Annotated in this window: 18 protein-coding genes and 1 riboswitch; of the genes, 7 read left to right on the top strand and 11 right to left on the bottom strand. The window is 67.0% G+C overall.

Translation table 11 applies throughout. The features are described 5' to 3' along the window. The first annotated feature begins 4 nt into the window (after positions 1–4). A complete protein-coding gene (locus tag K5L94_RS18405) occupies positions 5–3,166 on the top strand; it encodes an efflux RND transporter permease subunit (protein ID WP_164087838.1) in 3,162 nt (1,053 codons plus the stop codon). Positions 3,167–3,368: 202 nt separating this feature from the next. Here K5L94_RS18405 and K5L94_RS18400 read toward each other — a convergent pair whose 3' ends face one another. Continuing rightward, positions 3,369–4,274, bottom strand: coding sequence for a LysR family transcriptional regulator (locus K5L94_RS18400; RefSeq protein WP_274511133.1), 906 nt, complete (start codon positions 4,272–4,274; stop codon positions 3,369–3,371). Positions 4,275–4,391: 117 nt separating this feature from the next. On the opposite strand from K5L94_RS18400, the gene K5L94_RS18395 reads away from it, so the two are divergent. Then, positions 4,392–5,165: an SDR family oxidoreductase gene (locus K5L94_RS18395; protein ID WP_053450736.1), complete on the top strand. Its 774-nt coding sequence runs from the start codon at positions 4,392–4,394 to the stop codon at positions 5,163–5,165. A 114-nt stretch (positions 5,166–5,279) separates the two neighbouring features. Further along, complete coding sequence (locus K5L94_RS18390) at positions 5,280–6,314, top strand: hypothetical protein (protein ID WP_053450735.1); 1,035 nt, start codon at positions 5,280–5,282, stop codon at positions 6,312–6,314. Between the two features lie 48 nt (positions 6,315–6,362). Here K5L94_RS18390 and leuB read toward each other — a convergent pair whose 3' ends face one another. The 9 genes from leuB to ilvC form a co-directional block, all read right to left on the bottom strand. Further along, positions 6,363–7,424 carry a 3-isopropylmalate dehydrogenase gene (gene leuB / locus K5L94_RS18385; RefSeq protein WP_274511132.1) on the bottom strand — a complete coding sequence of 354 codons (1,062 nt, stop codon included), beginning with the start codon at positions 7,422–7,424 and terminating at the stop codon, positions 6,363–6,365. After that, the gene (leuD, locus tag K5L94_RS18380) at positions 7,414–7,992 is read right to left on the bottom strand and encodes a 3-isopropylmalate dehydratase small subunit (protein WP_274511131.1); all 579 of its coding nucleotides are present in this window, start codon (positions 7,990–7,992) and stop codon (positions 7,414–7,416) included. Before leuD ends, leuB begins: the two co-directional genes overlap by 11 nt. Then, positions 7,992–9,410, bottom strand: a complete 1,419-nt coding sequence (leuC, locus tag K5L94_RS18375) for a 3-isopropylmalate dehydratase large subunit (RefSeq protein WP_274511130.1) — start codon at positions 9,408–9,410, stop codon at positions 7,992–7,994. The genes leuD and leuC overlap by 1 nt, the downstream gene beginning before the upstream one ends. A gap of 60 nt (positions 9,411–9,470) precedes the next feature. Further along, complete coding sequence (locus K5L94_RS18370) at positions 9,471–10,244, bottom strand: class I SAM-dependent methyltransferase (RefSeq protein WP_274511129.1); 774 nt, start codon at positions 10,242–10,244, stop codon at positions 9,471–9,473. A gap of 10 nt (positions 10,245–10,254) precedes the next feature. After that, a complete protein-coding gene (locus K5L94_RS18365; RefSeq protein ID WP_053450730.1) occupies positions 10,255–11,841 on the bottom strand; it encodes a 2-isopropylmalate synthase in 1,587 nt (528 codons plus the stop codon). Further along, a complete protein-coding gene (locus K5L94_RS18360; protein WP_053450729.1) occupies positions 11,838–12,929 on the bottom strand; it encodes a threonine dehydratase in 1,092 nt (363 codons plus the stop codon). Before K5L94_RS18360 ends, K5L94_RS18365 begins: the two co-directional genes overlap by 4 nt. Before the next feature lie 96 nt (positions 12,930–13,025). Beyond that, complete coding sequence (locus K5L94_RS18355) at positions 13,026–13,277, bottom strand: ACT domain-containing protein (protein ID WP_005419108.1); 252 nt, start codon at positions 13,275–13,277, stop codon at positions 13,026–13,028. Next, a complete protein-coding gene (ilvG, locus tag K5L94_RS18350; protein WP_053512087.1) occupies positions 13,261–14,997 on the bottom strand; it encodes an acetolactate synthase 2 catalytic subunit in 1,737 nt (578 codons plus the stop codon). The genes K5L94_RS18355 and ilvG overlap by 17 nt, the downstream gene beginning before the upstream one ends. A gap of 39 nt (positions 14,998–15,036) precedes the next feature. Then, positions 15,037–16,011 carry a ketol-acid reductoisomerase gene (ilvC, locus tag K5L94_RS18345; RefSeq protein WP_008265163.1) on the bottom strand — a complete coding sequence of 325 codons (975 nt, stop codon included), beginning with the start codon at positions 16,009–16,011 and terminating at the stop codon, positions 15,037–15,039. Between the two features lie 688 nt (positions 16,012–16,699). Here ilvC and ggt point away from each other — a divergent pair. Next, positions 16,700–18,418, top strand: a complete 1,719-nt coding sequence (ggt, locus tag K5L94_RS18340; protein WP_271261983.1) for a gamma-glutamyltransferase — start codon at positions 16,700–16,702, stop codon at positions 18,416–18,418. A 622-nt stretch (positions 18,419–19,040) separates the two neighbouring features. On the opposite strand, the gene K5L94_RS18335 is transcribed toward ggt, so the two are convergent. Beyond that, positions 19,041–20,618 (bottom strand): BCCT family transporter, encoded by a 1,578-nt coding sequence (locus K5L94_RS18335; RefSeq protein ID WP_274511128.1) that lies wholly within the window; start codon positions 20,616–20,618, stop codon positions 19,041–19,043. 246 nt (positions 20,619–20,864) lie between these two features. Beyond that, positions 20,865–20,966, top strand: a riboswitch (TPP riboswitch). A gap of 82 nt (positions 20,967–21,048) precedes the next feature. Here K5L94_RS18335 and thiC point away from each other — a divergent pair. From thiC to K5L94_RS18320, 3 genes are all read left to right on the top strand, one after another. Then, positions 21,049–22,893, top strand: coding sequence for a phosphomethylpyrimidine synthase ThiC (thiC, locus tag K5L94_RS18330; RefSeq protein WP_164087630.1), 1,845 nt, complete (start codon positions 21,049–21,051; stop codon positions 22,891–22,893). A 93-nt stretch (positions 22,894–22,986) separates the two neighbouring features. Continuing rightward, positions 22,987–23,658, top strand: coding sequence for an ion channel (locus K5L94_RS18325; RefSeq protein ID WP_050413344.1), 672 nt, complete (start codon positions 22,987–22,989; stop codon positions 23,656–23,658). A 259-nt stretch (positions 23,659–23,917) separates the two neighbouring features. Then, positions 23,918–26,245: a winged helix-turn-helix domain-containing protein gene (locus K5L94_RS18320; RefSeq protein ID WP_274511127.1), complete on the top strand. Its 2,328-nt coding sequence runs from the start codon at positions 23,918–23,920 to the stop codon at positions 26,243–26,245. Positions 26,246–26,328 lie beyond the last annotated feature (83 nt).

Genomic DNA, 26,328 nt, shown 5'->3' with positions numbered 1-26,328 from the left:
GCCGGTGCGCCGCTTCAATCTTTCCGAGTGGGCGCTGGCCAACCGTCCACTGGTGCTGTTTGCGATGCTCGCCTTCGCGCTGATCGGCGCGTGGTCGTACAAGCACCTGGGCCAGTCCGAAGATCCACCGTTCACCTTCAAGGCGATGGTGGTGCGCACGCTATGGCCGGGCGCCACCGCCGAGCAGGTCTCGCGGCAGGTGACCGAGCCGATCGAGAAGGCGCTGATGAACACCGGCGAGTACGAGTTCATCCGCTCGTACTCGCGCCCGGGCGAATCGCAGGTGATCTTCATGGCCCGCGACAGCCTGCGTTCCAGGCAGATTCCGGACCTGTGGTACCAGGTGCGCAAGCGCGTGGGCGACATCCGGGCGACGCTGCCGCGCGAGATCGTCGGCCCGTTCTTCAACGATGAGTTCGGCGACACCTACGGCAACATCTACGCGCTGACCGGCAAGGGATTCGACTACGCGGTGATGCGTGACTACGCCGACCGCATCCAGCTGGAACTGCAGCGCGTGCCGGACGTCGGCAAGATCGACCTGGTCGGCCTGCAGGACGAGAAGGTGTGGATCGAGTTGTCCAACACCCGCCTGGCCACGCTGGGCGTGTCGATGCAGCAGGTGCAGCAGGCGCTGGCCGACCAGAACGCGGTCACCGGCACCAGCTTCTTCGAGACCGCCACCGACCGCGTGCAGCTGCGCGTGACCGGACAGTTCAACGATATCGAGGCGATCCGCCAGTTCCCGATCCGCGCCGGCGACCGCACCGTGCACCTGGGTGACATCGCCGAGGTGAAGCGCGGCTTCGCTGATCCGGCCTCGCCGAAGATGCGCTTCATGGGCGAAGAGGCGATCGGCCTGGCGGTGGCAATGAAGGACGGCGGTGACATCCTCAAGCTCGGTGCCAACCTCGATGCCGAGTTCGAGCGCCTGCAGAAAACCCTGCCGGCGGGCATGCAGCTGCGCAAGGTGTCCGACCAGCCGCAATCGGTGGAGGAGTCGGTCGGCGAGTTCGTGCAGGTGCTGACCGAGGCGGTGGTGATCGTGCTGCTGGTCAGCTTCTTCTCGCTGGGCCTGCGTACCGGCCTGGTGGTGGGCGTGACCATTCCGCTGGTGCTGGCGATGACCTTCTTCGTCATGCACTACTTCGACATCGGCCTGCACAAGATCTCGCTGGGCGCGCTGGTGCTGGCACTGGGCCTGCTGGTGGACGATGCGATCATCGCGGTGGAGATGATGGCCACCAAGATGGAACAGGGCTACGACCGCCTGCGCGCGGCCAGCTTCGCCTGGGAGTCAACCGCGTTCCCGATGCTGACCGGTACCCTGATCACCGCGGCCGGCTTCCTGCCGATCGCCACGGCGGCATCGAGCACCGGTGAGTACACCCGCTCGCTGTTCCAGGTGGTGACCATCGCGCTGGTGGTGTCGTGGATCGCAGCGGTGCTGTTCATCCCGTACCTGGGCGACAAGATGCTGCCGGACCTGTTCAATCCGCAGCCGCCCAAGCCGGGCAGCCTGTCCGCGCGCTGGCATGCCAGGCGCCAGCAGTGGGCCGACCGCTACCCGGCGCTGGCCAACCTGATCGCGCCACCGCAGCACGGGCACGACCATGACCCGTACCAGCGCCCGTTCTACCGCAGCTTCCGTCGCTTCCTCGACGCCTGCCTGCGTCGTCGCTGGTGGGTGATCGCCGCGACCATCGCCCTGTTCGTGTTCTCGCTGATGATGTTCCGCTTCGTGCCGCAGCAGTTCTTCCCGGATTCGACCCGGCCGGAGCTGATGGTGGACATCGAGCTGGCCGAGGGCGCGTCGCTGCGCTCGACCCAGGCCCAGGCCGAGAAGCTGGAAAAGCTGCTGTCCAGCCGCGACGGCATCGCCAACTACGTGTCCTATGTCGGCACCGGTTCGCCGCGCTTCTACCTGCCGCTGGACCAGCAGCTGCCGGCGACCAACTTCGCCCAGTTCGTGGTGCTGGCCAAGGACATCAAGTCGCGCGAAAGCACCCGCGACTGGCTGCTGCACGAGGTGATCCCGAAGTTCCCGGATGTGCAGATGCGCGTGACCCGCCTGGAGAACGGCCCGCCGGTCGGCTACCCGGTGCAGATGCGCATTTCCGGCGAGCACATCGAGAGGGTGCAGGCGATCGCGCGCCAGGTCGAGGCCAAGGTGCGTGAGAACCCGCATGTGATGAACGTCAACCTGGACTGGAGCGAGCCGAGCAAGGTGGTGCGGCTGGTGATCGACCAAGAGCGTGCCCGCGCGCTGGGCGTGAGCAGTGCCCAGGTCAGCCAGTTCCTGTCCAGTTCACTGGCCGGGCAATCGGTGAGCGTGTACCGCGAAGGCAACCGCCAGATCGAGATGCTGCTGCGTGGTCCGGCCGATGAGCGCAACCAGCTGGAACTGCTGTCGAGCCTGTCGATGCCCACCGCCAACGGCGGCAGCATCACGCTGTCGCAGGTGGCGACGATGGAGTACGGCTTCGAGGACGGCATCATCTGGCATCGCAACCGACTGCCGACGGTGACCGTGCGCGCCGACATCAGCGATGGCATGCAGCCGCTGGACGTGGTGCACCAGATCCTGCCGACGCTGGACGGCATCCGCGCCGAACTGCCCAGCGGCTACCTGCTGGAAACCGGCGGCACGGTCGAGGATTCGGCCCGCGGCCAGAACTCGATCAAGGCCGGCATGCCGCTGTTCCTGGTGGTGGTGGCGACGCTGCTGATGCTGCAGCTGCGCAGCTTCTCGCGCGCAGCGATGGTGCTGGTGACCGCGCCGCTGGGCATCATCGGTGCGACCCTGTTCCTGCTGCTGTTCCGCGCGCCGTTCGGCTTCGTGGCACTGCTGGGCACGATCGCACTGGCCGGCATGATCATGCGCAACTCGGTGATCCTGATCGACCAGATCCAGCAGGACATCGACGCCGGGCATGACCGCTGGCATTCGATCATCGATGCCACGGTGCGCCGCTTCCGCCCGATCGTGCTGACCGCGCTGGCTGCCGTGCTGGCGATGATTCCGCTGTCGCGCAGTGCGTTCTATGGCTCGATGGCGATCTCGATCATGGGCGGCCTGATCGTGGGAACGGTGCTGACCCTGGTGTTCCTGCCGGCGTTGTATGCGGCGTGGTTCCGGGTCAAGCCGGACGAATCCGGGGCATGATGCCCCGGGTTGCCCTGCCTCGGCCTCTGGCAGGTGCCAACCTTGGTTGGCACTGATGCATGCATCCACGCATGGCGTGGATGGATCTGCTCGCGGGATCTGCTTTCTGTAGAGCCGAGCCATGCTCGGCTGCTCTTCGCGCGATGATGGGATGAGTCGAGCATGGCTCGACTCTACAGAAGCATCCACGCATGGCGTGAATCTACTGCAGCTGCAGTCCGTTGCGCAGCAATGGCAACAACCACTCGATGAACACCTGCACGCGGTGTGCGCGATGCTGCCGATGTGGCTGCAGCAGAGTTACCGGCAGCGGCTGCGCGACGTGCTGCGGCAGCACTTCCACCAATGCGCCTGATTGCAGTTCGGCCTGCACGTCGTAGCGCGGAATCTGCAGCAGCCCGAGCCCAGCCACGCAGCAGGCAATCGACGCCTCGGCGCTGTTCACCCGTACCCAGCCTGGCATCGGTAGCGTGTGCAGCTGGCTGCCGTCCTGCCACTCCCACGCTTCCACCCGCGCCGTGGTCGGCGAAGCGTAGTTCACCGCGCGGTGCTGCTGCAGATCGGCAGGATGCTGCGGTACGCCGTGCTCGCGCAGATAGGCCGGTGCGGCAACGTTGACGAAATCGAGCTGGCCCAGGGTGCGGGCCACCAGGCTGGAGTCGCTCAGCTGGCCGACGCGCAGTACGGCATCGCAGCCATCTTCGATCAGGTTCACCGCACGGTCGGTCATGCCCAGGTCCAGCTCCACCTGCGGGTAGCGTGCGAAGAAGTCGGGCAGGGCCGGGGCAAGGATGCGGCGGCCGATGCGGCTGGGCACGTCGATCTTCAGCAGTCCCACCGGCTGTGCGTCGTCCTGGCGGAACAGTGACTCGGCGTCCTCGACCTCGGCGATCAGGCGCAGGCAACGGGCATGGAACACGTCGCCATCATGGGTGGTGGAGACCCTGCGGGTCGAACGCTGCAGCAGGCGGGTGCCGAGCCGCTGTTCAAGTTCCGCGATGGCCGCTGACACCGTCGAACGGGGCAGGCCGAGCTGGTCGGCGGCGCGGGTGAAGCTGGCGCACTCCACCACGCGGGTGAAGATGCGGAAGCGATCGATCCGATCCATTGTTCGCTGGCTCTGGAAAGTTAAGTCAATGTGGCGGGCTTTATCCGCGTTTTCTGCACGATATCGTCGTCAGGGCAGGGTTGCCACCCCGGGCAGCCCCCTCCCGAGACCAACGCCATGACCGACCATTCCCTCAAGGGCAAGACCGTGCTGATTGCCGGTGGTGCCAAGAACCTGGGTGGCCTGCTGGCCCGCGACTTTGCCGCGCAAGGGGCCAGGGCCATCGTCATCCATTACAACAGCGCCGCCACCCAGGCCGATGCCGAAGCCACCGTTGCCGCCGTGCAGGCCGCTGGCAGCACGGCCGTCGCCCTGCAGGGAGACCTGACCTCGGCCGCGGCGATGGAGCGCTTGTTCGCCGATGCGGTGGCTGCGGTGGGCCGTCCCGACATTGCGATCAACACGGTCGGCAAGGTGCTGAAAAAGCCGCTGCTGGAGATCAGCGAAGCGGAGTACGACGAGATGAGCGCGGTCAATGCCAAGGCCGCGTTCTTCTTCCTCAAGGAGGCCGGTCGCCACGTCAATGATGGTGGTCGCATCTGCACCCTGGTGACCTCGCTGCTGGGTGCGTTCACCCCGTTCTATTCCAGCTATGCCGGTACCAAGGCGCCGGTGGAACACTTCACCCGCGCAGCGTCGAAGGAATTCGGCGAGCGCGGCATCTCGGTGACGGCCATTGGCCCGGGTCCGATGGATACGCCGTTCTTCTATCCGGCCGAGAGTGCCGATGCGCAGGCGTACCACAAGACCGCGGCGGCGCTGTCGGCATTCACCCGTACCGGCCTGACCGACATCGCCGACATCGTGCCGTGGATCCGCTTCCTGGTCACCGATGGCTGGTGGATGACTGGCCAGACTATCCTGGTCAATGGCGGTTACACCACCAAGTAGAGGCGAATCACGCGCGATTGCGGCGGACCTGAAGCGTCGTGCCATGCTCGACGCTTCATCCTGCAGGCCGTCCACGGGCACAATAGCCGGCTGTCCTGGGCCCGGAGTGCCAGCATGTTCCCTCGCACGTTCCATGCTTTCACGTTGATGTTGATTGCCTCCAGCAGCGTTGCCGATGCAACGCCCGCAGGAACCGATGCCCAGCAGTTCCAGCAGAACCTGATCGCAGTGCTGGAATGCCGCGCGACACCTGCGGTGCGGCAGGCACTGGGCAGCCAGCTACGGGCCGTCCGCTATGGCTCTGCAACGGAACGGCCGGCACACCTGCGTGGCTGGCGCTTCATCGCAGCCGATCACCCCGGGATCGAGAGCGCGGCCACGCGCATCGAACTGCCTGCGCCCATCACCGCCAACGGCATCACCACCCGCGAGCTGCTGGCCGATGACCTCGGTTTGGGCATGTCCCTCGATGCGGTGCAGCGTGAGCGCATCGTGGCCGAGGACGGCATGCAGATGCGGATCAGCACGCTGCACGAGCCGTTCCGGGCCTGGTGGCGACCAGCGTCGGACGTTGCTGCGGCGGCACAGGCCTGGCGGGTGATACGAAGCGAGGGCGCAGGCAACCGCCTGTCGTGTGATTACCGGGAGCGATATCAGAAACTGGACGACCAGCAGGCGGCCGACCGCCTGCGCGAGGACCTGGTAGCGGTTCTGGAGTGCCGCGCGGACGTGGCGGCCTGGCAGCGCTTTGGCGAATTCTGGACGCGTGTCAGCGCGCACAGCCCGCTTGGGTGGCCGGCGCAGGTACGCGCGCTGGATGCACCTGCATGCATGGCCCGCGAAGGCGGCTCCCGTTGTGAGCGGATAACGCTCGATGCGCCGATCACCGTGCATGGCCTGGCCGTGTCGTCGGTGATGATCGAGCCCAGTTACGCGTCAGGCCATGTTGCAGCGGACCTGGGCGTGGTGCCCGTCGACGATGCACTTAAGGCTGCGATTCCAGGTGCTACGGCGGCCGGGGAAATCATCTGGACCTTGCCGGCAGCACCTCTGCAGGAACGGCCGCGCGAGCGCTTCGTGGTGCGCACCGACGATGGGCGCACCTTGATGGGGTGTGCGACGTCCAAGGCGATCCACAGCGGACGGTAGCCCGACGCGTGCGCGCCGGTGCCGGGCAGTGCCCGGCACCGTCATGCATCAGCCCAGCTTCGCCAGCACCGCATCCGTCGCGGCGGCGGTGCTCACCGCCTGGCCCTTGGCGGCCAGGTCGGCGGTGAACACGCCCTCGTCCAGCACGGCATGCACCGCGGCTTCCACCGCCGCGGCTTCGGCGTCCAGCCCCAGCGAATGGCGCAGCAGCATCGCTGCGCTGAAGATCGTCGCGTACGGGTTGGCGATGCCCTTGCCGGCGATGTCCGGGGCCGAGCCATGGATCGGCTCGTAGATGCCGACTGCGCCCGGTTCGCCCAGCGACGCCGACGGCAGCAGGCCCAGCGAGCCGGCCAGCATCGAGGCCTCATCGGTGAGGATGTCGCCGAACATGTTCTCGGTGACGATCACGTCGTACTCGCGCGGCTTGGCCAACAGGTGCATGGCCATCGAATCAACCAGCTGGTGTTCCAGTGCCACGTCCGGGAATTCCTCGCGGCCGATGCGTGCGGCCACGTCACGCCACAGGCGCGAGGTTTCCAGCACGTTGGCCTTGTCCACCGAGGTGACCTTGCCACGGCGCTGTTGCGCCAGGCGAAAGGCACTGCGCAGCACGCGCTCGATCTCGGCCACGGTGTAGCGGCACAGGTCGCTGGCGCTGTCGGCGTCGCGGGTCTTGTCGCCGAAGTAGATGCCGCCGGTCAGTTCGCGTACCACCACGAAGTCCACGCCCTGCAGCAGCTCGGCCTTGATCGGCGAGGCGTGCAGCGCCGCCTCGTGGGTGCGCACCGGGCGCAGGTTGGCATACAGGCCCAGCGCCTTGCGGATTGCCAGCAGGCCCTGTTCCGGGCGCACCTTGGCGTTCGGGTCGGACCACTTCGGGCCACCGACCGCACCCAGCAGCACCGCGTTGGCGGCCTGGCAGGCGGCCAGGGTGGCGGCCGGCAAGGGTTCGCCATGGCGATCGATGGCGATGCCACCGATGTCGTGTTCGCTGAAAGCAAAGGTGTGGTTGAAGCGTTCGGCGATGGCCTTCAGGACGGCAACTGCCGCGGCGGCCACTTCCGGGCCGATGCCATCACCGGGCAGGACAACAATTTCAGCGTGCATGCTCACTCTCGTAACGTTCGATTTCAGGGACACGGCCCAACAGATACCCCAACTGGTCGACACCTTCCAGCAGGCAGGTCTGCGAGAAGCCATCCAGCGGGAAGGAATAGACGCGGCCATCCAGGGTGCGCAGTTCGCGCGCGGCCACGTCGATGGTCAGTTCATCGTCCGGGCGCTGCATCAGCGCCTGCACGTCGGCCTCGTCCAGCACGATCGGCAGCAGGCCGTTCTTCAGCGAGTTGCCGCGGAAGATGTCGGCGATCTCGCTGCTGACGATGGCGCGCAGGCCGAGGTCGGTCAGCGCCCACGGTGCGTGCTCGCGCGAGGAACCGCAGCCGAAGTTGCGGCCCGCCAGCAGGATGCTGCGGCCGGCGTTGTGCGGCTGGTTGAACGCGAAGTCGGCCACCGGCGAACCATCGGCCTGCCAGCGCCAGTCATTGAACGCATTGCGGCCCAGGCCGGCACGTTCGGTGGTGGACAGGAACCGCGCCGGAATGATCTGGTCGGTGTCGATGTTGGTCTGGCGCAGCACCACGCTGGCCGAGCTCAGGGTACGGAAACCGGCCATCACGCCACCTCCTGTGCGAACAGTTCGCGGGTATCGGCCACCTGGCCCTTCACCGCCGCCCATGCCGCGCTCATCGGCGACGCCAGCAGAGTTCGTGAACCGGGGCCCTGGCGGCCCTCGAAGTTGCGGTTGCTGGTGCTCACCGCCAGCTGGCCCGGGGCGACCAGGTCACCGTTCATGGCGATGCACATCGAGCAGCCCGGCTCGCGCCATTCGGCACCGGCCGCGCGCACGATCTCATGGATGCCTTCGGCCTCGGCCTCGCGCTTGACGATCTCCGAGCCCGGCACCACCAGCATGCGCACGCCGTCGGCGACGCGGCGTCCGCGCAGCACCTGCGCCACTTCGCGCATGTCACTCAGGCGACCATTGGTGCACGAACCAACGAACACCACATCCACCGGCGTGCCGGCCAGCGCCTTGCCGGCCTGGAAGTGCATGTAGTCCAGGCCCTTCTGCGCGGCGGCATCGTTGGCGGCCGGAATCGGCGCATCCACCGCGATGGCAGTACCCGGATGGGTGCCCCAGGTCAGGGTCGGGCGGATATCGGCGGCGTCGATGTGCACTTCGCTGTCGAAGCGTGCGCCGTCATCGCTGCGCAGCTGCTGCCAGCGCGCCACGGCGGCGTCGAAGTCGGCGTCCTTGGGGCCGCGCGGGGTGTTGGCGACGAAGTCGAAGGTGACCTGGTCCGGGGCGACCATGCCGGCACGCGCGCCGGCCTCGATCGACATGTTGCACAGGGTCATGCGCTGTTCCATGTCCATCGCCGTGATGGTGCTGCCACGGAACTCGATCACGTGGCCGGTACCGCCGTTGACGCCGATCACGCCGATGATGTGCAGGACCACGTCCTTGGCGCCGACGCCGGGTGCCAGCGAGCCATCCACGGTGATCGCAAAGGTCTTGGCCTTGCGCTGCAGCAGGCATTGCGTGGCCAGCACGTGACCGACTTCGCTGGTGCCGATGCCGAACGCCAGCGAACCGAACGCACCATGGGTGGAGGTGTGGCTGTCACCGCAGACGATGGTCATGCCGGGCTGGGTGAAGCCCTGTTCCGGTGCGATCACGTGGACGATGCCGCGGTTGTCCGAGGCCATGTCGAACAGCTCGATGCCGTGCTCGGCGCAGTTGCGCGCCAGCGTGGCGACCTGCGCCTCGGAGGCGGCACTGGCGTAGGGCAGGGTGCCGTCGGCGGCGGCCGGCAGGGTCGGCGTGGAATGGTCCATCGTCGCCTTGGTGCGGTCCGGCCGGCGCGGCGACAGGCCGCGCTCGCGCAGCTCGGTGAACGCCTGCGGGGACGTGACCTCATGGATCAGGTGCAGGTCGATGTACAGCACGGCGGGCGCGCTGTCGGATTCGGGAACCACCACGTGGGCGTCCCACAGTTTGTCGTACAGGGTGCGGGGTGCGGAAGTCATGCGTGTGCCTGGCAGAAGTACGAAGTTGCGGACATCGGGAAAGATAACGAACGGATCATGTCAGCGGCGACGGGCGAGTACCCGCAGCCGCACGTAGTCGGCCAACGGCTGCCCGGCGACGTTGCGCGGCAGATCGGCCAGCAACGCGGTGGCGGCCTCGCGCACGGTGGCGCGGACCTCGGCGGGCAGATCGTCCAGCAACGGCGCAGCGAATACCCGCAGCCATCCGGCCACACCGGTCGGCAGCGGGGTTGGGCGCGGCGTGCACTCGATCAGCTGCACCTGGAAGCCATGCTGGCGCAGGCGGTCGGCGTAGGCGTCGGCACTGGGGAAATACCACTGGAAGGCGCTGGCACCGTGGCCATGCGCCACGCGCGCGGCCTGTACCGCGGCGATGATCGTGGCCACATTGCCATGGCCACCGAACTCGGCAACAAAGCGGCCCCCCGGGCGCAGGGCACGGTGCACGCCTTCCAGTACGCGGTCAGGCGTGCCCATCCAATGCAGGGCGGCATTGCTGAACACTGCATCGAACTCGCTGTCGAACGACAGCGCATGGCCGTCCATCACCTGCGCATCGACACCGCGCGCACGGGCCGCAATCACCAGTTCCGGCGACGCGTCCACGCCGTGGATGCGTGCGCCGCTGAGGGCCAGTTCGGTGCTGAGCACGCCATCGCCACAGCCCAGGTCGAGGATGCGTTCACCGGCGCGCGGGTCGAGCAGGCGCGCCACCGCGCCGCCGAGCAGCGGCACGAAGCCGGCGTCGATCGCATAGTCCTGGGCGTTCCAGTGCTGCCCTGCAGGCAGCGCAGTGGTGTCGAAGGCGCTCATGGCGGGTTCCTCAGGCGGTGGCGGGGGTGGGAATGTCGGTGCTGCTGTGGGCGGCGGCCTGGCGCTGGCGCAGCAGGCGGTTGGCAACATCCAGCCAGGCCAGCGCGGAGGCTTCGATGATGTCCTTGCTGGTGCCGGTGCCGTCGTACTCCACGCCCTCGTGGCGCACGCTCAGGTTGGCTTCGCCGCGCGCATCGGCGCCGATGCCGACGCTGTGCACGTGGTAGCTGTCCAGCATCAGCTGCACGCCGGTGGCCGCCGACAGCGCGCCGAACAGCGCATCGACCGGGCCGTCGCCCTGCGCGGTCTCGGCCACGCGGTTGCCGTCCGGGTCGGACAGTTCGACCAGCGCGTTGGCGCGGCTGCCGACGTCACTGATGGTCATCGACGCCAGGCGATAGCCCTGCGCGTTGGAGCCGCCCTGCATCAGCGTCTGCAGGTCGGCATCGGTGACCACGCGCTGCTGCTCGCACAGGCCCTTGAACTGCTCGAACACCAGCTTCAGTTCGTCTTCGTCCAGCCAGAAGCCCAGCGCACGCAGGCGCGCTTCGACGGCGGCGCGGCCACTGTGGCGGCCCAGCACCATCTGCGAGTCTTCCCAGCCCACATCTTCCGGGCGCATGATTTCGTAGGTGCCGCGATGGCGCAGCATGCCGTGCTGATGGATGCCCGATTCGTGGGCGAAGGCGTTGGCACCGACGATGGCCTTGTTGCGCTGCACCGGCATGCCGACCAGGCGCTGCAGCAGCTGAGAAGTGCCGACGATGCGCGGGGTGTTGATCGCGCTGTCCTGCTCGTAGAACGCCTGGCGCACCTTCAGCACCATCGCGATCTCTTCCAGCGAGCAGTTGCCGGCGCGCTCGCCGATGCCATTGACGGTGCATTCGACCTGGCGCGCACCGCCTTCGATGGCGGCCAGCGAGTTGGCAACGGCCAGGCCCAGGTCGTTGTGGCAATGCGCGCTGAAGATCACGTTGGCGGCATTGGGAACGTCGGCGACGCCGGCGATGACCTGCTGGAACATCGCGCGGATCTCTTCCGGCGTGGTGAAGCCGACGGTGTCGGGCAGGTTGATGGTGGTCGCGCCGGCAGCGATGGCCACGCGCGAAACTTCAATCAGGTAGTCCAGCTCGGTGCGGGTGGCATCCTCGGCCGAGAATTCGACATCGTCGATGTACGAGCGTGCCAGTGATACGTGCTTGCGTACCGACTCCAGTACCTGCTCGCGGGTCATCCGCAGCTTGTGCTCGCGGTGCAGCGGGCTGGTCGACAGGAACACGTGCAGGCGCGGGTTGGCAGCCGCTTCCAGTGCGCGTGCCGAGGTTTCGATGTCGGCCTGCAGGCAGCGCGACAGCACCGCCAGGCTCAGGCTCGGGCGGCGCAGTTCGCGGCCGATCAGGGCCATCGCCTCACGGTCGGACTGCGAGCTGGCCGGGAAGCCGGTCTCGATGATGTCCACGCCCAGTTCGTCCAGCGCACGCGCCATCACCAGCTTCTGCGGCGGGCTCATGCTGCAGCCGGGGGACTGCTCGCCGTCACGCAGGGTGGTGTCGAAGATGCGGATGCGCGGGGTGGTAATTCGTTCAATGGTGGTCACAGGGAAATCTCCTCGACAGCGGGTGCGACGGCTTGCAGGTGGGAAGGGGAAGAGGCAGGGGATGCGGGGGCGCTGGCCTTGCCGGGCGAGCGCGGCGTTTCGCTGCGCCGTCGCCGTGGCTTGCGCGGTGGGCGCGGACGGATGTCGGTGAGCAGGCCGGCCAGGACGCCGGCATCGATGTTGCCGCCGGAGACCACCGCGCACTTGCGACGGCCGGCGACGCGGCGGCCGGCGGCCAGCGCCAGCGCACCGGCGCCCTCGGCGATGATGTGTTCCTCCAGTGCCAGCCGGACCAGGGTTTCGCGCAGCTCGGCCTCGCGCACGATCACCACGTCGTCCAGCAGCGAGGTGCACAGCCGGCGGGTCAGGAAGCCGGGGACCTTCACCCGTACGCCATCGGCCAGCGAAGCGGCCGGGGCGATCTCGCGGACGTCGCCACGGATCGCGCGCGCCATCGAATCGACGCCTTCCACCTGCGCACCCACCACGCGAACGCCCTGCGATTTCAGTGCCAGCGCGACGCCGGAGGCCAGGCCGCCACCGCCGATCGGCACGATCACCACATCCGGTGCGTGTGCGGCCAGTTCGATGCCGACCGTGCCCTGGCCGGCGATCACGTCGGCATCGTCGAACGCGGACAGGAAGCGGTAGCCGTGGCGCTGCGCCAGTTCCACCGCGAAGGCATAGGCCTCGTCGTAGCTGTTGCCATGCTGGCGCACGGTGGCGCCCCAGTGGGCGACGCCGGCGATCTTGGTTGCCGGAGCGCCGTGCGGCATCACGGTGATGGCGGGCACGTCCAGGCGGTAGGCGGCCCACGCCACGCCCTGGGCGTGGTTGCCGGCCGAGGCGCAGATCACCGGCCGGGTGTCGCCGCGCTCGCGGCCGGCCAGCAGCGCGTTCAATGCGCCGCGTACCTTGTAGGAACCGGTGCGCTGCAGGTTTTCCAGCTTCAGCCAGGTACCGAAGCGCTCTGCGTGGTGCAGCGGCGTGGGTGGCAGGAAGCGGCGCAGGCGGGCCTGCGCGGCCAGTACGTCGGCGACGCTTACGTCGCCGACATCGCTTTCCTGGCTGGCATCAGCGGCCGGCATGGGCCACCAGCGGGGTGCGGGCGACCGCCGCATGCGGGCACGGGCGGCGAAGAAGACGCCTCCGTACCGGCACCGTGGTCGCTACGGTACGGGTATTCATACGGATGCTCCTTCCACGGCGGTGACCTGCACGGACACGCAGTCGTAGATCTTCTCGATCTGCCGGCACAGCGTTTCCGCCGGGCGCTGGCCATCCACCACCAGCTGCAGGTGCCAGCGGCCATCGTCGGCAGCTACCGGCGCGCCGCTGATCGCACGCGGCGCGAAGCCACGGCGTTCGGCCATGCCGATCACGCGCAGCAGCGCGCCTTCGGCCGGGTGCAGCACCAGGTCAAGCCGGTAGTGCATTGGGGGTCTCCTGGCGGGCGTGGGCGGGATTGCTTTCCAGCATCGTGCTGTTGGCGGTGTTGGGCGGCACCAGCGGCCACACGTTGGCGCGTGCATCGATGGCCACATGCAGCAGTGCCGGGCCCGGCTCGGCCAGCAAGGCAGCCAGGCCACCTTCCACGTCATCGCGTGCGTCGATGCGGGTCGCGGCGATGCCGAACACCTGCGCCAGCGCCACGAAGTCCGGGTTGTCGGACAGGTCGATCTCGCTGTAGCGCTCGGCGAAGAACAGCTCCTGCCACTGCCGCACCATGCCCAGCGAACTGTTGTCCAGCAGCACGATCTTCACCGGCAGCCGGCAACGCGCGATGGTGGCCAGCTCCTGCACGTTCATCATGAAGCTGCCGTCGCCGGACACCAGTACCACCGTGCGATCGGGGCAGGCGAACTGGGCGCCCATCGCCGCCGGCAGGCCGAAGCCCATGGTGCCCAGCGCGCCACTGGTCAGGTGGTTGCGCGGGTGGTTGAAGCGGCAGTGCTGCGCCACCCACATCTGGTGCTGGCCGACGTCGCAGGCGATCACCGCATCGGCCGGTGCCAGCTCGCTCAGGCGCTTCAGCAGGGCCGGGGCGTAGATGTGCTGGCCCGGTGCGTCGTAGCGCGCGGCGAATCGATCACGATGCTGCGCACAGCGCTTGCGCCATGCGTCCTGGTGGGCCTTGGGGGAGGGGAAGGCCGCACGCAGGGCGCGGATGGCATGGCCAACATTGCCGGGCACGGCGACGTCGGCACTGCGCAGCTTGGAGATCTCGTAGGCGTCGGCGTCGATGTGGACGACGCGGGCGAACGGCGCGAACTCGGCCAGCTTGCCGGTGGCGCGGTCGTCGAAACGCGCGCCCAGCACCAGCAGCAGGTCGCTTTCCTGCACCGCCATGTTGGCCGCGCGGGTGCCGTGCATGCCCAGCATGCCCAACGATTGCGGATGGCTGGCCGGCAGGGCGCCCAGCCCGCGCAGCGTCATCACGGTGGGGATGGCGCTCGCCTCGACGAAGTCACGCAGGTCCTGCACCGCATCGCCGAGCGCGATGCCGCCGCCGGCGTAGACCACCGGCTTCTCGGCCGCGGCCAGCGCGGCAATGGCTTCGGCGATGGCGACCTCGGCCGGGGCCGGCGGCGGCTCGACGCTGCTCGGCACGTGCGCCGGCAGATGGCTGGCATCGGCCAGCTGCACGTCCTTGGGCAGGTCGATCAGCACCGGGCCGGGCCGGCCCTCGCGGGCGATACGGAACGCATCGGCGACCACGCGCGGCAGGTCATCGACACTGCGCACCAGCCAGCTGTGCTTGACGATCGGCAGGGTCAGGCCGAACACATCCAGCTCCTGGAAGGCGTCGGTGCCCAGCAGCGGCGTGGCGACCTGGCCGGTGATGCAGACCATCGGCACCGAATCCAGCATCGCATCGGCGATGCCGGTGACCAGGTTCGAGGCGCCCGGGCCGGAGGTGGCCACGCAGACGCCGACCTGGCCGCTGGCGCGGGCGAAGCCGTTGGCGGCCAGTGCGGCGCCCTGCTCATGGCGCACCAGGATGTGCTTCAGCGACGAATCCACCAGCGCGTCGTAGAACGGCATGATGGTGCCGCCGGGATAGCCGAACAGCGTGCGGACGCCTTCGGCTTCCAGCGCCTGGGTCAGCCAGCGCGCGCCGTTGGGCGGCGCGCTGCGGTGTGTCGAAGAGTTCATGGGGGAACCTTGCAAAGCGGGTGGGGGAGGGCCGCGCGGTTACGCGGCCTGTCCTTGCAACCAGACCATCTTGGCGCGCAGTTCCTTGCCCACCTTTTCGATCGGGTGCTCCAGGTCGGCCTGCTTGAACTTGTTGTAGTTCGGCAGGCCCGCTTCGTACTCGGCCACCCAGTTCTTGGTGAAGGTGCCGTCCTGGATGTCCTTCAGCACTTCCTTCATGCGCGCCTTGGTGCCGGCGTCGATCACGCGCGGGCCGCTGACGTAGTCGCCGTACTGCGCGGTCTCGGAAATGAATTCCAGCATGCGCGAGATGCCGCCTTCGTAGAACAGGTCGACGATCAGCTTCAGTTCGTGCAGCACTTCGTAGTAGGCGATCTCCGGCTGGTAGCCGGCTTCGACCAGGGTCTCGAAACCGGCCTGCACCAGCGCCGAGGCGCCGCCGCACAGCACCGCCTGTTCGCCGAACAGATCGGTCTCGGTTTCTTCCTTGAAGGTGGTCTGGATCAGGTTGGCGCGGGCGCCGCCCAGGCCACCGGCATAGGCCAGGGCGTAGTCGGCGGCCTTGCCGCTCTTGTCCTGGTAGACCGCCCAGATGCACGGCACGCCGCGGCCGATTTCATACTCGCGGCGCACCAGCGCGCCTGGGCCCTTCGGCGCGACCAGCACCACGTCCAGGTCCTCGCGCGGCTTGATCATGTCGAAGTGCACGTTCAGGCCGTGCGCGAACAACAGCACCGCGCCCTGCTTCATGTTCGGCGCCAGCACGTCGTCGTAGAGCTTCTTCTGCACCATGTCCGGGGTCAGCACGGCGACCAGGTCGGCGTCCTTCACCGCTTCGGCCGGTGCTTTCACGGTGAAGCCGTCGGCCTGCGCCTTGACCTCGGTCGGGCCGCCCGGACGCAGGCCTACCACCACGTCGAAGCCGGATTCGCGCAGGTTCAGTGCGTGGGCGCGGCCCTGGCTGCCGTAGCCGATGACGGCGATCTTGGTCTGGGGCAGGTCGTTGGTGCTCATGGGGGAGGTTCCTTGCGGTGGGAAGAAAAAAGAACGGCCGGTCGTCGAGGTGACGTGCCGGCCGGTCAGGGGAAAGCGGTGGAGGAGGTGCCACGCATCGCACAGGCACAGCTACGACGAGGCGTCGTGGTGGTGTGGGTCCTGGTTTTGAAGGTGGCGTTGTTCATGGTGGTTGCGTCTGAAACCAGGTCCTGAAATGAAAAAACCCGCACCGGGGCGGGTGCGGGTTTTTGATGAGTTCCGGTGTGTTTGTTGCTTACACGCTGGCTCGTCCCGCACCTGTGGGTTGGGTAATAAGTACGAGCACAAGAATCGAACGCAGCGATGCGGCGCCGGTGTCGGCGGCTTCGATGTGGGTTCGCGGTGGCGTGTTGTGATGCAACATGTGATCGAGAGAAACACAGCCGTTTTGGCGATGTCAACCCTCGCGACAGAATTTTTTTCGGTTTCCGCTGCATCCAGCGCAATCGCTTGTGGCGCAAGGATGGTTGCCGCTGAAAGTGTTTCGGTGAACCCGAATTCACTCTTTTCAGGGCAGTTTTTGCGCGGATTCCGGCTTGTATTCGCCTTGGTGGGGGCGGACCAAGGTCCGCACCCAGCAAAGGCCTTCGCCCATGACCTCTGCCCGATACCGCGTGAAGGCCGCAGCGGCGAAGATCGGGGACCACCCTTCCATCGGAACCTGACCGTGTCCCGACGTCTTGCCCGTACCCTGCTGGCCGCCGCCGTGCTGGCCACCGTGCCCGCACTGTCTTACGCCGCCGACCGCATCACCGGCCACACCTTCGCCACCCGTTCGGAGGTGATCGCGCCCCACGCCATGGCGGCGACCTCGCAGCCGCTGGCCACCCAGATCGCGCTGGACGTGATGAAGAAGGGCGGTTCGGCGGTGGACGCGGCAATCGCCGCCAACGCTGCACTCGGCCTGATGGAGCCCACCGGCAACGGCATCGGCGGCGACCTGTTCGCCATCGTCTGGGACCCGAAGACGCAGAAGCTGTATGGCTACAACGGTTCGGGCCGCTCGCCGAAGTCGCTGACCCTGGCCGAGTTCCAGCGCCGTGGCCTGAAGGACATCCCGGCCACTGGCCCGCTGCCGGTGTCGGTACCGGGCGCGGTGGACGGCTGGTTCGCGCTGCACGAGCGCTTCGGCCGCACGCCGATGGCCGACAACCTGGCCCCGGCCATCCGCTACGCCCGCGAGGGCCATCCGGTGGCCGAAGTGATCGCCTACTACTGGGATCGCTCGGTGCCCAAGCTGTCGCAGTACCCGGGCTTCAAGGAGCAGTTCACGATCAACGGCCACGCCCCGCGCAAGGGCGAGATGTGGAAGAACCCGAACCTGGCCAGCACCCTGCAGAAGATCGCCGATGGCGGGCGCGACGCCTTCTACAAGGGTGATATCGCCCGCACCATCGGCGATTACTTCAAGGCCAATGGTGGTTACCTGAGCTACCAGGACATGGCCGACCACCACGGTGAGTGGGTCGAGCCGGTCAGCAGCAACTACCGCGGCTACGACGTGTGGGAACTGCCGCCGAACAGCCAGGGCATCGCCGCCCTGCAGATCCTCAACGTGCTGGAAGGCTACGATTTCTCGAAGATTCCGTTCGGCTCGCCGGAACACGTGCACCTGTTCGTGGAAGCGAAGAAGCTGGCCTTCGCCGACCGTGCGCGTTTCTACGCCGACATGGCGTTCCAGCCGGCGCCGGTGCAGAAGCTGATTTCCAAGGAGTACGCCGCGCAGCGCCGCGCGCTGATCTCGATGGACAAGGCGTTGAAGGAAGTGCAGCCGGGCACACCGAAACAGCTGGAAGAGGGCGACACCATCTACATGACCGTGGCCGACGCCGACGGCATGATGGTGTCGCTGATCCAGTCCAACTACCGCGGCATGGGCAGCGGCATGGCGCCGCCGGGGCTGGGCTTCATCCTGCAGGATCGCGGCGAGATGTTCGTGCTGCAGAAGAACCATCCCAACGGCTACGCGCCGGGCAAGCGGCCGTTCCAGACCATCATCCCGGCCTTCATCACCAAGGGCGGCAAGCCGTATGCCAGCTTCGGCGTCATGGGCGGCGCGATGCAGCCGCAGGGCCACGCGCAGATCGTGATGAACCTGGTGGACTTCGGCATGAACCTGCAGGAAGCCGGTGATGCGCCGCGCATCCAGCACGAGGGCTCGACCGAACCGACCGGGCAGGCCACGGCGATGACCGATGGCGGCGAAGTGAACCTGGAGACCGGATTCCCGTACGAGACGGTGCGTGCGCTGATGCGCAAGGGGCATCGCATCGTATTCGCCGACGGCCCGTATGGCGGGTACCAGGCGATCATGCGTGATCCGGACACCGGGGTTTACTACGGTGCGTCGGAGAGCCGCAAGGATGGGCAGGCGGCGGGGTACTGAGGTTTCCCGGCCAACGGGCGCAGCCCCCTCTGCGGTGATGGCAGTGATACGGGGCTTGGCCGGGCGGGTGGGCTGGTCGGGGGACGCCGTGAATCCGTCCCTGGAGGCTTGGCCGCGGCATCCATGCCGCGGACACCCCCGCCCAGCCCACCCGCCCGGCCCCTGACAGTTTCCGTGGCCATCACCGCAGGAAGAGAGAGAAGAAGAGCAAGAGCAAAGGCAACGGCGACAGCCGCGCGCTGTGAGTTGGGGTCGGATCCGTTTTCCACAGGAAAACGGATCCGACCCCTTCTTGTTTTCCGATACACCTCATCCACGCATGGCGTGGAAAACCCACCGTTACACGGAAACTGTCGGAGGTGGGGCGGTGTGGGCTGGCAGGACCGTTGGCGCCATGGATGGCGCCATCGAGCCCCCAGGGGTGAGGGCGCTTTGCTTGCGAAGCACTGCTTCGCAAGCGCCCGAACGCACAGCCGCCAGCGGCTGGGCCGGTCTGGGGGTTTACGGCGTGTCCTGCCAGCCCACACCGACCCGCCAAACCAGCAGCAATCCAGAGCCGCTGTTGAAGTTGCTGTTGCCGTTGCTTGAAAAAAGCGGTGCAGCCGCAGGCTGCAAAACACCCTCAATCCGAATCCTGCGCGCGTGCGGCCTCCGCCTGGGTCTCTTCCTGCGCTGCCATCTCGCGCGCTATCCACGCATCGATCATGTGCCGCTGGCGCTGTGCCTGCCGCCGCTCGCGCGTGTACTCCTGGTCCAGCACCCGGTACAGCGACACCATCACAAGCACCATCAGTAGCGCAAATGGCAATGCCGCGATCGTGATCATGCCCTGCAGCGCATCCAGGCCGCCCGCCAGCAGCAGTGCCGCTGCGATCAATGCCACCGCGATGCCCCAGGCCAGCTTGCGCTTCAACGGCGGATCGCCCGCTTCATCGGTGGACATGCTGGCCAGCACCAGCACCGCCGAATCGGCCGATGTCACGAAGAAGATCATCAGCAGCACCAGCGCGATGCAGGAAAGCAGCAAGGGCAGCGGCATGCTGTCAAACAGGGTGAACAGCACCGTTTCATAGCCGTTGCCCAGTGCCTGCACCAGATCGGCATGGCCGAAGATCTGCGCCCACAGCGCGGTGCCGCCAAACACCGCGAACCAGAAGAAGCCCAGCACGGTCGGTGCCAGAACCACGCCGATGACGAACTCGCGGACACTGCGTCCGCGCGAGATGCGCGCGATGAACGAGCCGACGAACGGAGCCCAGGAAATCCACCACGCCCAGTAGAAGATGGTCCAGTCCGCCACCCAGGTGCTGCCCGAGAACGGCGACATGCGCAGACTCATCGTCACCAGCTGGTTGAGGTACGAGCCCAGGGTGGTGGTGAACGTATCGAAGATGAATCCGGTCGGGCCCAGCACCAGTACGGTGGCGGCCAGCAGCGCGGCCAGCGCAAGGTTGAAGTTGGACAGCCACTTCACTCCGCGCTCCACGCCACTGGCGGTGGACGCCATGTACAGCACGAACGCGATGGCGATGATGGTCAGCTGCAGGGGCACGCCCGCGTGCAGGCCGAACACGCGCTCCATGCCGGCAGCGATCTGGATGGTGCCGAAGCCCAGCGTGGTGGCCACGCCAATCGCAGTGGCAACGACCGCTGCAATGTTGACTACGCGCCCGATCCAGCCGCGATGGTGGCGGCCGATGATCGGCTGCAGCATGTCGCTGACCAGGCCACGGCCGTTGCGGTTGAACTGGAACCAGGCCATCGCCAGGCCGATCAGCGAGTAAATTGCCCAGGGGTGCAGGCCCCAATGGAAGAACGCATAGCGCATCGAAGCCCGCGCCGCGTCCATGCTCTGCGGGGCCAGGCCTTCCGGTGGCTTGGTGAAGTGGGAAATCGGCTCGGCGGCGCCCCAGAACACCAGGCCGATGCCCATGCCTGCGGCGAACAGCATCGACATCCAGCTGGCGCGCGAGAACTCCGGTTCGGCATCTTCACCGCCGATGCGCAGGTTGCCGAAACGACCGAAGGCCAGGTACATCAGGAAGGTCAGCGCCAGGAACACGACCAGAAGATAGAGCCAACCGACACTGCGGATGACATCGGCGAGTACCGACTGGACGACGGTATTGAACGGGCCGGGCGCGAAGCCAGCCAGCAGCACCAGGACGAGCACCAGTGCGATGGAAATGCGAAACACCATGAAGGAGCTTCTCCGATCAAGGGATTGAGGGGAGCGAGCAGAGCTTGCAGCGAGGGGCCGGCGGCGTGCAGCGCGAGCCGGGCAGGGGCCGCGTCGGCGGCGAAGGAAGCATCGGTCGCTGGAATGCGACGGACGTGCACGTTACTGAACGCGATGTCACGGCTCTGTTAGTACAGAAACAACGAATCCACGCGATGCGCGGCTGCAACGGTCATGAGCTGCAGTGCTTTCTATGCTCTAATGCGCAGCAAGAAGCGGGGGTACCGCGGCCAAACGGCCACGGTTGAGACAGTCCCTTGGAACCTGATCCGGCTCATACCGGCGTAGGGAAGCTTTGCAATGTTGCCATGCCCGGACTCCGCCCAGGGACCGTCCGCGCGTGGCGGCAGTGCGCCGCCGCTTCGTCCCTGACCTTCCTGGACGATGCCCGATGAACGCACAGCTCTCTGCCCTGCAGCAACAGGCCCAGCAACTCTCCGAATCCGTGACCCGGCCCATTCCCGGCTCGCGCAAGATCCACGTGCCCGGCTCGCGCCCGGACCTGCAGGTGCCGATGCGCGAGATCGCGCTGACCCGCACGCCGACGCTGTTCGGTGGCGAAGAGAATGCACCGGTCACGGTCTACGACACGTCGGGCCCGTATACCGATCCGGAAGTGCGCATCGATCTGTCCGCTGGCTTGCCAGCGCTGCGTCGCGGCTGGGTGGAAGAGCGTGGCGACACCGAGCAGCTCGAAGGCCTGAGTTCTTCCTTCGGTCGCGATCGCGAGCATGACCCGAAGCTCGATGCGGTGCGCTTCCCCGCACGCACCCTGCCGCGCCGTGCACGTGCCGGCGCCAACGTCACCCAGATGCATTACGCACGCCGCGGCATCATCACGCCGGAAATGGAATTCGTCGCCATCCGCGAGAACCAGCGGCTGGATGCGATCCGCGATGCAGGCCTGCTGCAGCAACACCCCGGCGAGGCGTTCGGTGCGTCGATCCAGAAGATCATCACGCCGGAATTCGTGCGCGACGAGATCGCCCGCGGCCGTGCGGTGCTGCCCAACAACATCAACCATCCGGAAAGCGAGCCGATGATCATCGGCCGCAACTTCCTTACCAAGATCAATGCCAACATCGGCAACAGCGCGGTGTCCTCCGGCATCGCCGAGGAGGTGGAGAAGCTGGTGTGGGCGATCCGCTGGGGCGGCGACACGGTGATGGACCTGTCCACCGGCAAGCACATCCACGAAACCCGCGAATGGATCATCCGCAACTCGCCGGTGGCGATCGGTACCGTGCCGATCTACCAGGCGCTTGAAAAGGTCGACGGCCGCGCCGAGGCGCTGACCTGGGAGATCTTCCGCGACACGCTGATCGAGCAGGCCGAACAGGGCGTGGACTACTTCACCATCCATGCCGGCGTGCTGCTGCGCTATGTGCCGCTCACCGCCAAGCGGGTGACCGGCATCGTCAGCCGTGGCGGTTCGATCATGGCCAAGTGGTGCCTGGCACATCACAGGGAGAACTTCCTCTACACGCATTTCGAAGAAATCTGCGAGATCATGAAGGCCTACGACGTGACCTTCTCGCTGGGCGACGGCCTGCGCCCGGGCTGCATCGCCGATGCCAACGACGCGGCGCAGTTCGGCGAACTGGAAACGCTGGGCGAGCTGACGAAGATTGCCTGGAAGCACGACGTGCAGACCATGATCGAAGGCCCCGGCCACGTGCCGATGCAGCTGATCAAGGAGAACATGGACAAGCAGCTGCGCGAGTGCGGCGAAGCGCCGTTCTACACGCTGGGCCCGCTGACCACCGACATCGCACCCGGCTACGACCACATCACCAGTGCGATCGGCGCGGCGATGATCGGCTGGTTCGGTACCGCCATGCTCTGCTACGTGACGCCGAAGGAGCACCTGGGCCTGCCCAACCGCCAGGACGTGCGCGACGGCATCATGGCCTACCGCATCGCCGCGCATGCGGCCGACCTCGCCAAGGGCCACCCGGGTGCGCAGGTGCGCGACAACGCGCTGAGCAAGGCGCGCTTCGAATTCCGCTGGGAGGACCAGTTCCACCTTGGCCTGGATCCGGAGAAGGCCAAGGAGTTCCATGATGAGACCCTGCCGAAGGACGCGCACAAGCTGGCCCACTTCTGTTCGATGTGCGGTCCGCACTTCTGCTCGATGAAGATCACCCAGGACGTGCGCGACTACGCCGAGGCCGGCATGAAGGAGAAGTCGGAGCAATTCCGCGCCGCCGGTGCCGAGGTGTACCACCAGGGGTGATGCGCGAAGGGGCGTGCCGGCCAGCAGCCGGCACGACCGCTCATCACGCCGCGTCCGGCTATCCTCCGCCCATCGCCCCGGGGAAAGGACGCCATGCCTGTTGCCATGACCACCCGCTGGCTGGCCATTGCCCGCCGCCATCCCTCGGCCTGGCTGCTGGGTGCACAACTGCTGGCGGTGCTGCTGTATCCCGCGCTGGATGACACCGCCGCCGGCCGCGCGGCGCTGGGCATGTTCGGGATGGCGGTGCTTGGCCTTGCCCTGTGGGTGGTGCAGCGCAGTCCGCTGGGCACCTGGCTGGCGCTGCTGCTGGCGATCCCCTCGGTGGTGTTCTCGCTGGCCGGCGCCCTGCTGGACCGCAGCGCGCTGCTGACCACGGCGCAGCTGCTGGAGAGCCTGCTGTACTTCTACACGGCCGGTGCGCTGATCGCCTACATGCTGCAGGACCATAAAGTCACCCGTGATGAGCTGTTTGCGGCCGGCGCGACTTTCACGCTGCTGGCCTGGGCGTTCGCGTTTGCGTTCGCGGTCTGCCAGCAGTGGTACCCGGGCAGTTTCCAGGGCACGGGCGGGGGGCCGCAGCGCAGCTGGATGGAATTGCTTTATCTGAGCTTCAGCTTGTTGTCCGGGGTCGGATTGAGCGATGTGGTGCCGCTGCATCCGCAGGCGCGGGCACTGGTCATGCTCGAACAGTTCGCGGGCGTCATGTATGTCGCGCTGGTGGTTTCACGACTGGTCGGACTGACGATGCTCCGGCGCATGTGAAAATGAACGCCAGATAAAAATTTCGCGCCCACAGGGGCGCGAATGGTGATGCAGATTATGTGAATGCGTCGGCGAGAGAGAGCCTGAGTGTCGACCCCGTCATAGGCGGGGTAACCGGCTTAGGCTAATATCGGTACGCGTAATTGTTTTTGCGGTATGCGCCGATGCTTTGTGCGGAATCTGGCTTTTTGTTGTCCCTGCATGGGGACGGTATCGCTGGTGAAACCTGCCCAGGCCCGTCCCTACTGTATATCGGAAAATGAACAGCAGCGAAACACAGCCGCCCGAGGCCGACCGCATCCAGGTTGGCGAATGCGTCGTCACTTTGTCCTCGCGAGAGGTCGAAGTTGCGGGTGCGCGTCGTCCACGCCGGCTGACACCGAAGGCGCTGGGTGTGCTGCGCGTGCTGCTGCGCCAGCCCGGCCGGGTGGTCACCCGCGAGGAGCTGTTTGCCGAAGTGTGGCCTGACACGCTGCCGACCAACGACGTGTTGACCCAGGCGGTCACGCAGCTGCGCAAGGCATTTGCCAACGACGACGACAACGGCCAGGCCTATATCGAGACCATCGCCAAGAGCGGCTACCGGCTGCTGGTTCCGGTCCAGGTGCTGGAAGCGCCCGAGCCTGCGATGGAGATCGGTGAGATCGCCGATCCGCCGCTGGCGCTGGCAGGCGCCGCAGGCGTGGTTCCCGTCGGCATCGCGGTGCCGGCACCGGGCCTGCGCCGGACCTGGCGCCAGGTCCGGCGCAAGGTGCTGCTGGTGGCAGGCCTGTTGATGCTGGCGGCGGTGATCGTGCTGACGATGCTGCTGCTGCGCCGGGCCCCGGTGGCGAGTTCGCCGGTGGATGCGGCTGTCGAGAACGGTGTCCGCGTGATCGGCAGCCCGCAGCGGCCCTACCGGCTGATTACCGCCACCAGTGGCTTCGAGACCTATCCAACACTCTCCCCCGATGGTTCCCAGGTTGCCTATGAAGGCGCCAACGAGGATGGCAGGGGCGGCGGAGCGATCAAGGTGCAGACCTCGGGCAATGCGCCCGCGCGCCAGTTGCTCGCTCCCCCGGTGGGCGCCAGCGATCGTTTTCCCAGCTGGTCGCCGGATGGCCGCGAGATCGCCTTTGCACGGTTCAGCGCCGAAGGCGGCTGCCAGGTGCTGATTGCCAGCGCTACGGGCGGCGCGCTGCGCCAGGCAACGCGCTGTGACGGCACCGAACTGCTCAGCTTCGACTGGACCCCTGACGGCCGTGGGCTGGTGTTCGGCAGCATGGTCGGGCGGTATGCGCATCGCGGCATCCGGGTGCTGGACCTGGCCAGTGGTCAGTGGAATGCCCTGGACTACAGCGTCGATGCGGACGACTTCGACTATGCGCCGCGCTACTCGCCGGACGGCAAGTGGCTGGTGTTCGTGCGCAATCCGCAGATGGGCGACCTGTGGCGGATGCCGGCCAGTGGCGGCGTCCCGGAGCAGCTGACCAATGAAGCGGCCGAGCAGCGGGGCTGGGCGTGGGTCGATGATGGCCGCACCATCGTGTTCGGGCGGCGTGTCGACAGCGAAGTGCGCCTGTACTACCTCGACGTTGAACGCCGCACGCTGCGTGATGCCGGCCTGGACGATGCGCAGTGGCCCGCGGTGTCGCGGCATGGCGGGGTGCTGGCGTTCGTTCACCGGCGTGCGCAGTTCGGTGTGTTCAAGGTGCCGACCGATGGAGGCAGCGCGCAGCGCCTGTTCGCTTCCAGTGGCCGCGATGGCCAGCCGATGGCGGCGCCTGACGGCCGGCAGCTGGTCTTCACCTCTGATCGTTCGGGCAGTTTCGCCCTGTGGTGGGCCGACATGCAGCGGCCGGACTCGTTGCGGCCGATCGAGGGCCTGCGGCCAGAGGGGCGGCAGGCGCCGGACTGGGCCGCCGACAGCCGCCACCTGCTGGTGGTGGGGCGCGATGAACACGGGCGCACGGTGATCTACGAGATCTCACCGCGTGATGAGCGCCTGCAGGCGCTGCCGGTGCCGGCGGAACAGCCGCTGCAGGCCCTGTACGGTGCAACCGAGGACCAGCTGCTGGTGGTTGAACGCGATGCGGACCAGCGCACCCGGTTGAGCCTGTTCGATCGCAGTACCCAGCCCTGGCGCCGGCTGGCCAGCATCGAGGGGGTATCGCAGGCCCGTTTCGATCGTGGCAGCGGGCGGGTGCTGTTCACGCGCCTGGCGGCTGGCGGGCTGTGGTCGGTCGATCCGGCGCTGTCGTCGGCCAGCGTGCGCCAGATCAGCGAGGACCGGCCGAGCCGCTGGCGCTATCGCACCTGGACGGTCGCCGGCAGTGGCGCTGTCGGCTACCTGGGAACCTCTACCCGGTGTGGCACGACCCTGGTCCGCATCGAGGCCGGTGTCGAGGCCCCGGAGCGTTGCCTGGATGCACAACGGCTCAGCGCGGGCAACGGGATCAGTGCCAGCGCCGATGGTCGTGATCTGTACGTGGCCCTGGCCGTGAGCGATGGTGCCGACATCGGCGTCATGCAGCTGCCTCCGCCGGCGCCGACGCTGTTTCCAGCGTTCTCCAGGCTTTTGATTTTCAAGAAGAATTTTTCTTCGTAATTTTTTCGTGCCGTTCTCGCCGCGAATTCGTGGCGATCTCGGCAGACTTTCCTGACGCGCTGCCGCCCGATTGGGCAAAACGG

The sequence above is a fragment of the Stenotrophomonas forensis genome, from assembly GCF_028752115.1.
Classification (GTDB): Bacteria; Pseudomonadota; Gammaproteobacteria; order Xanthomonadales; family Xanthomonadaceae; genus Stenotrophomonas; species Stenotrophomonas forensis.
This window is presented reverse-complemented; position numbering and strand designations above follow the sequence as displayed.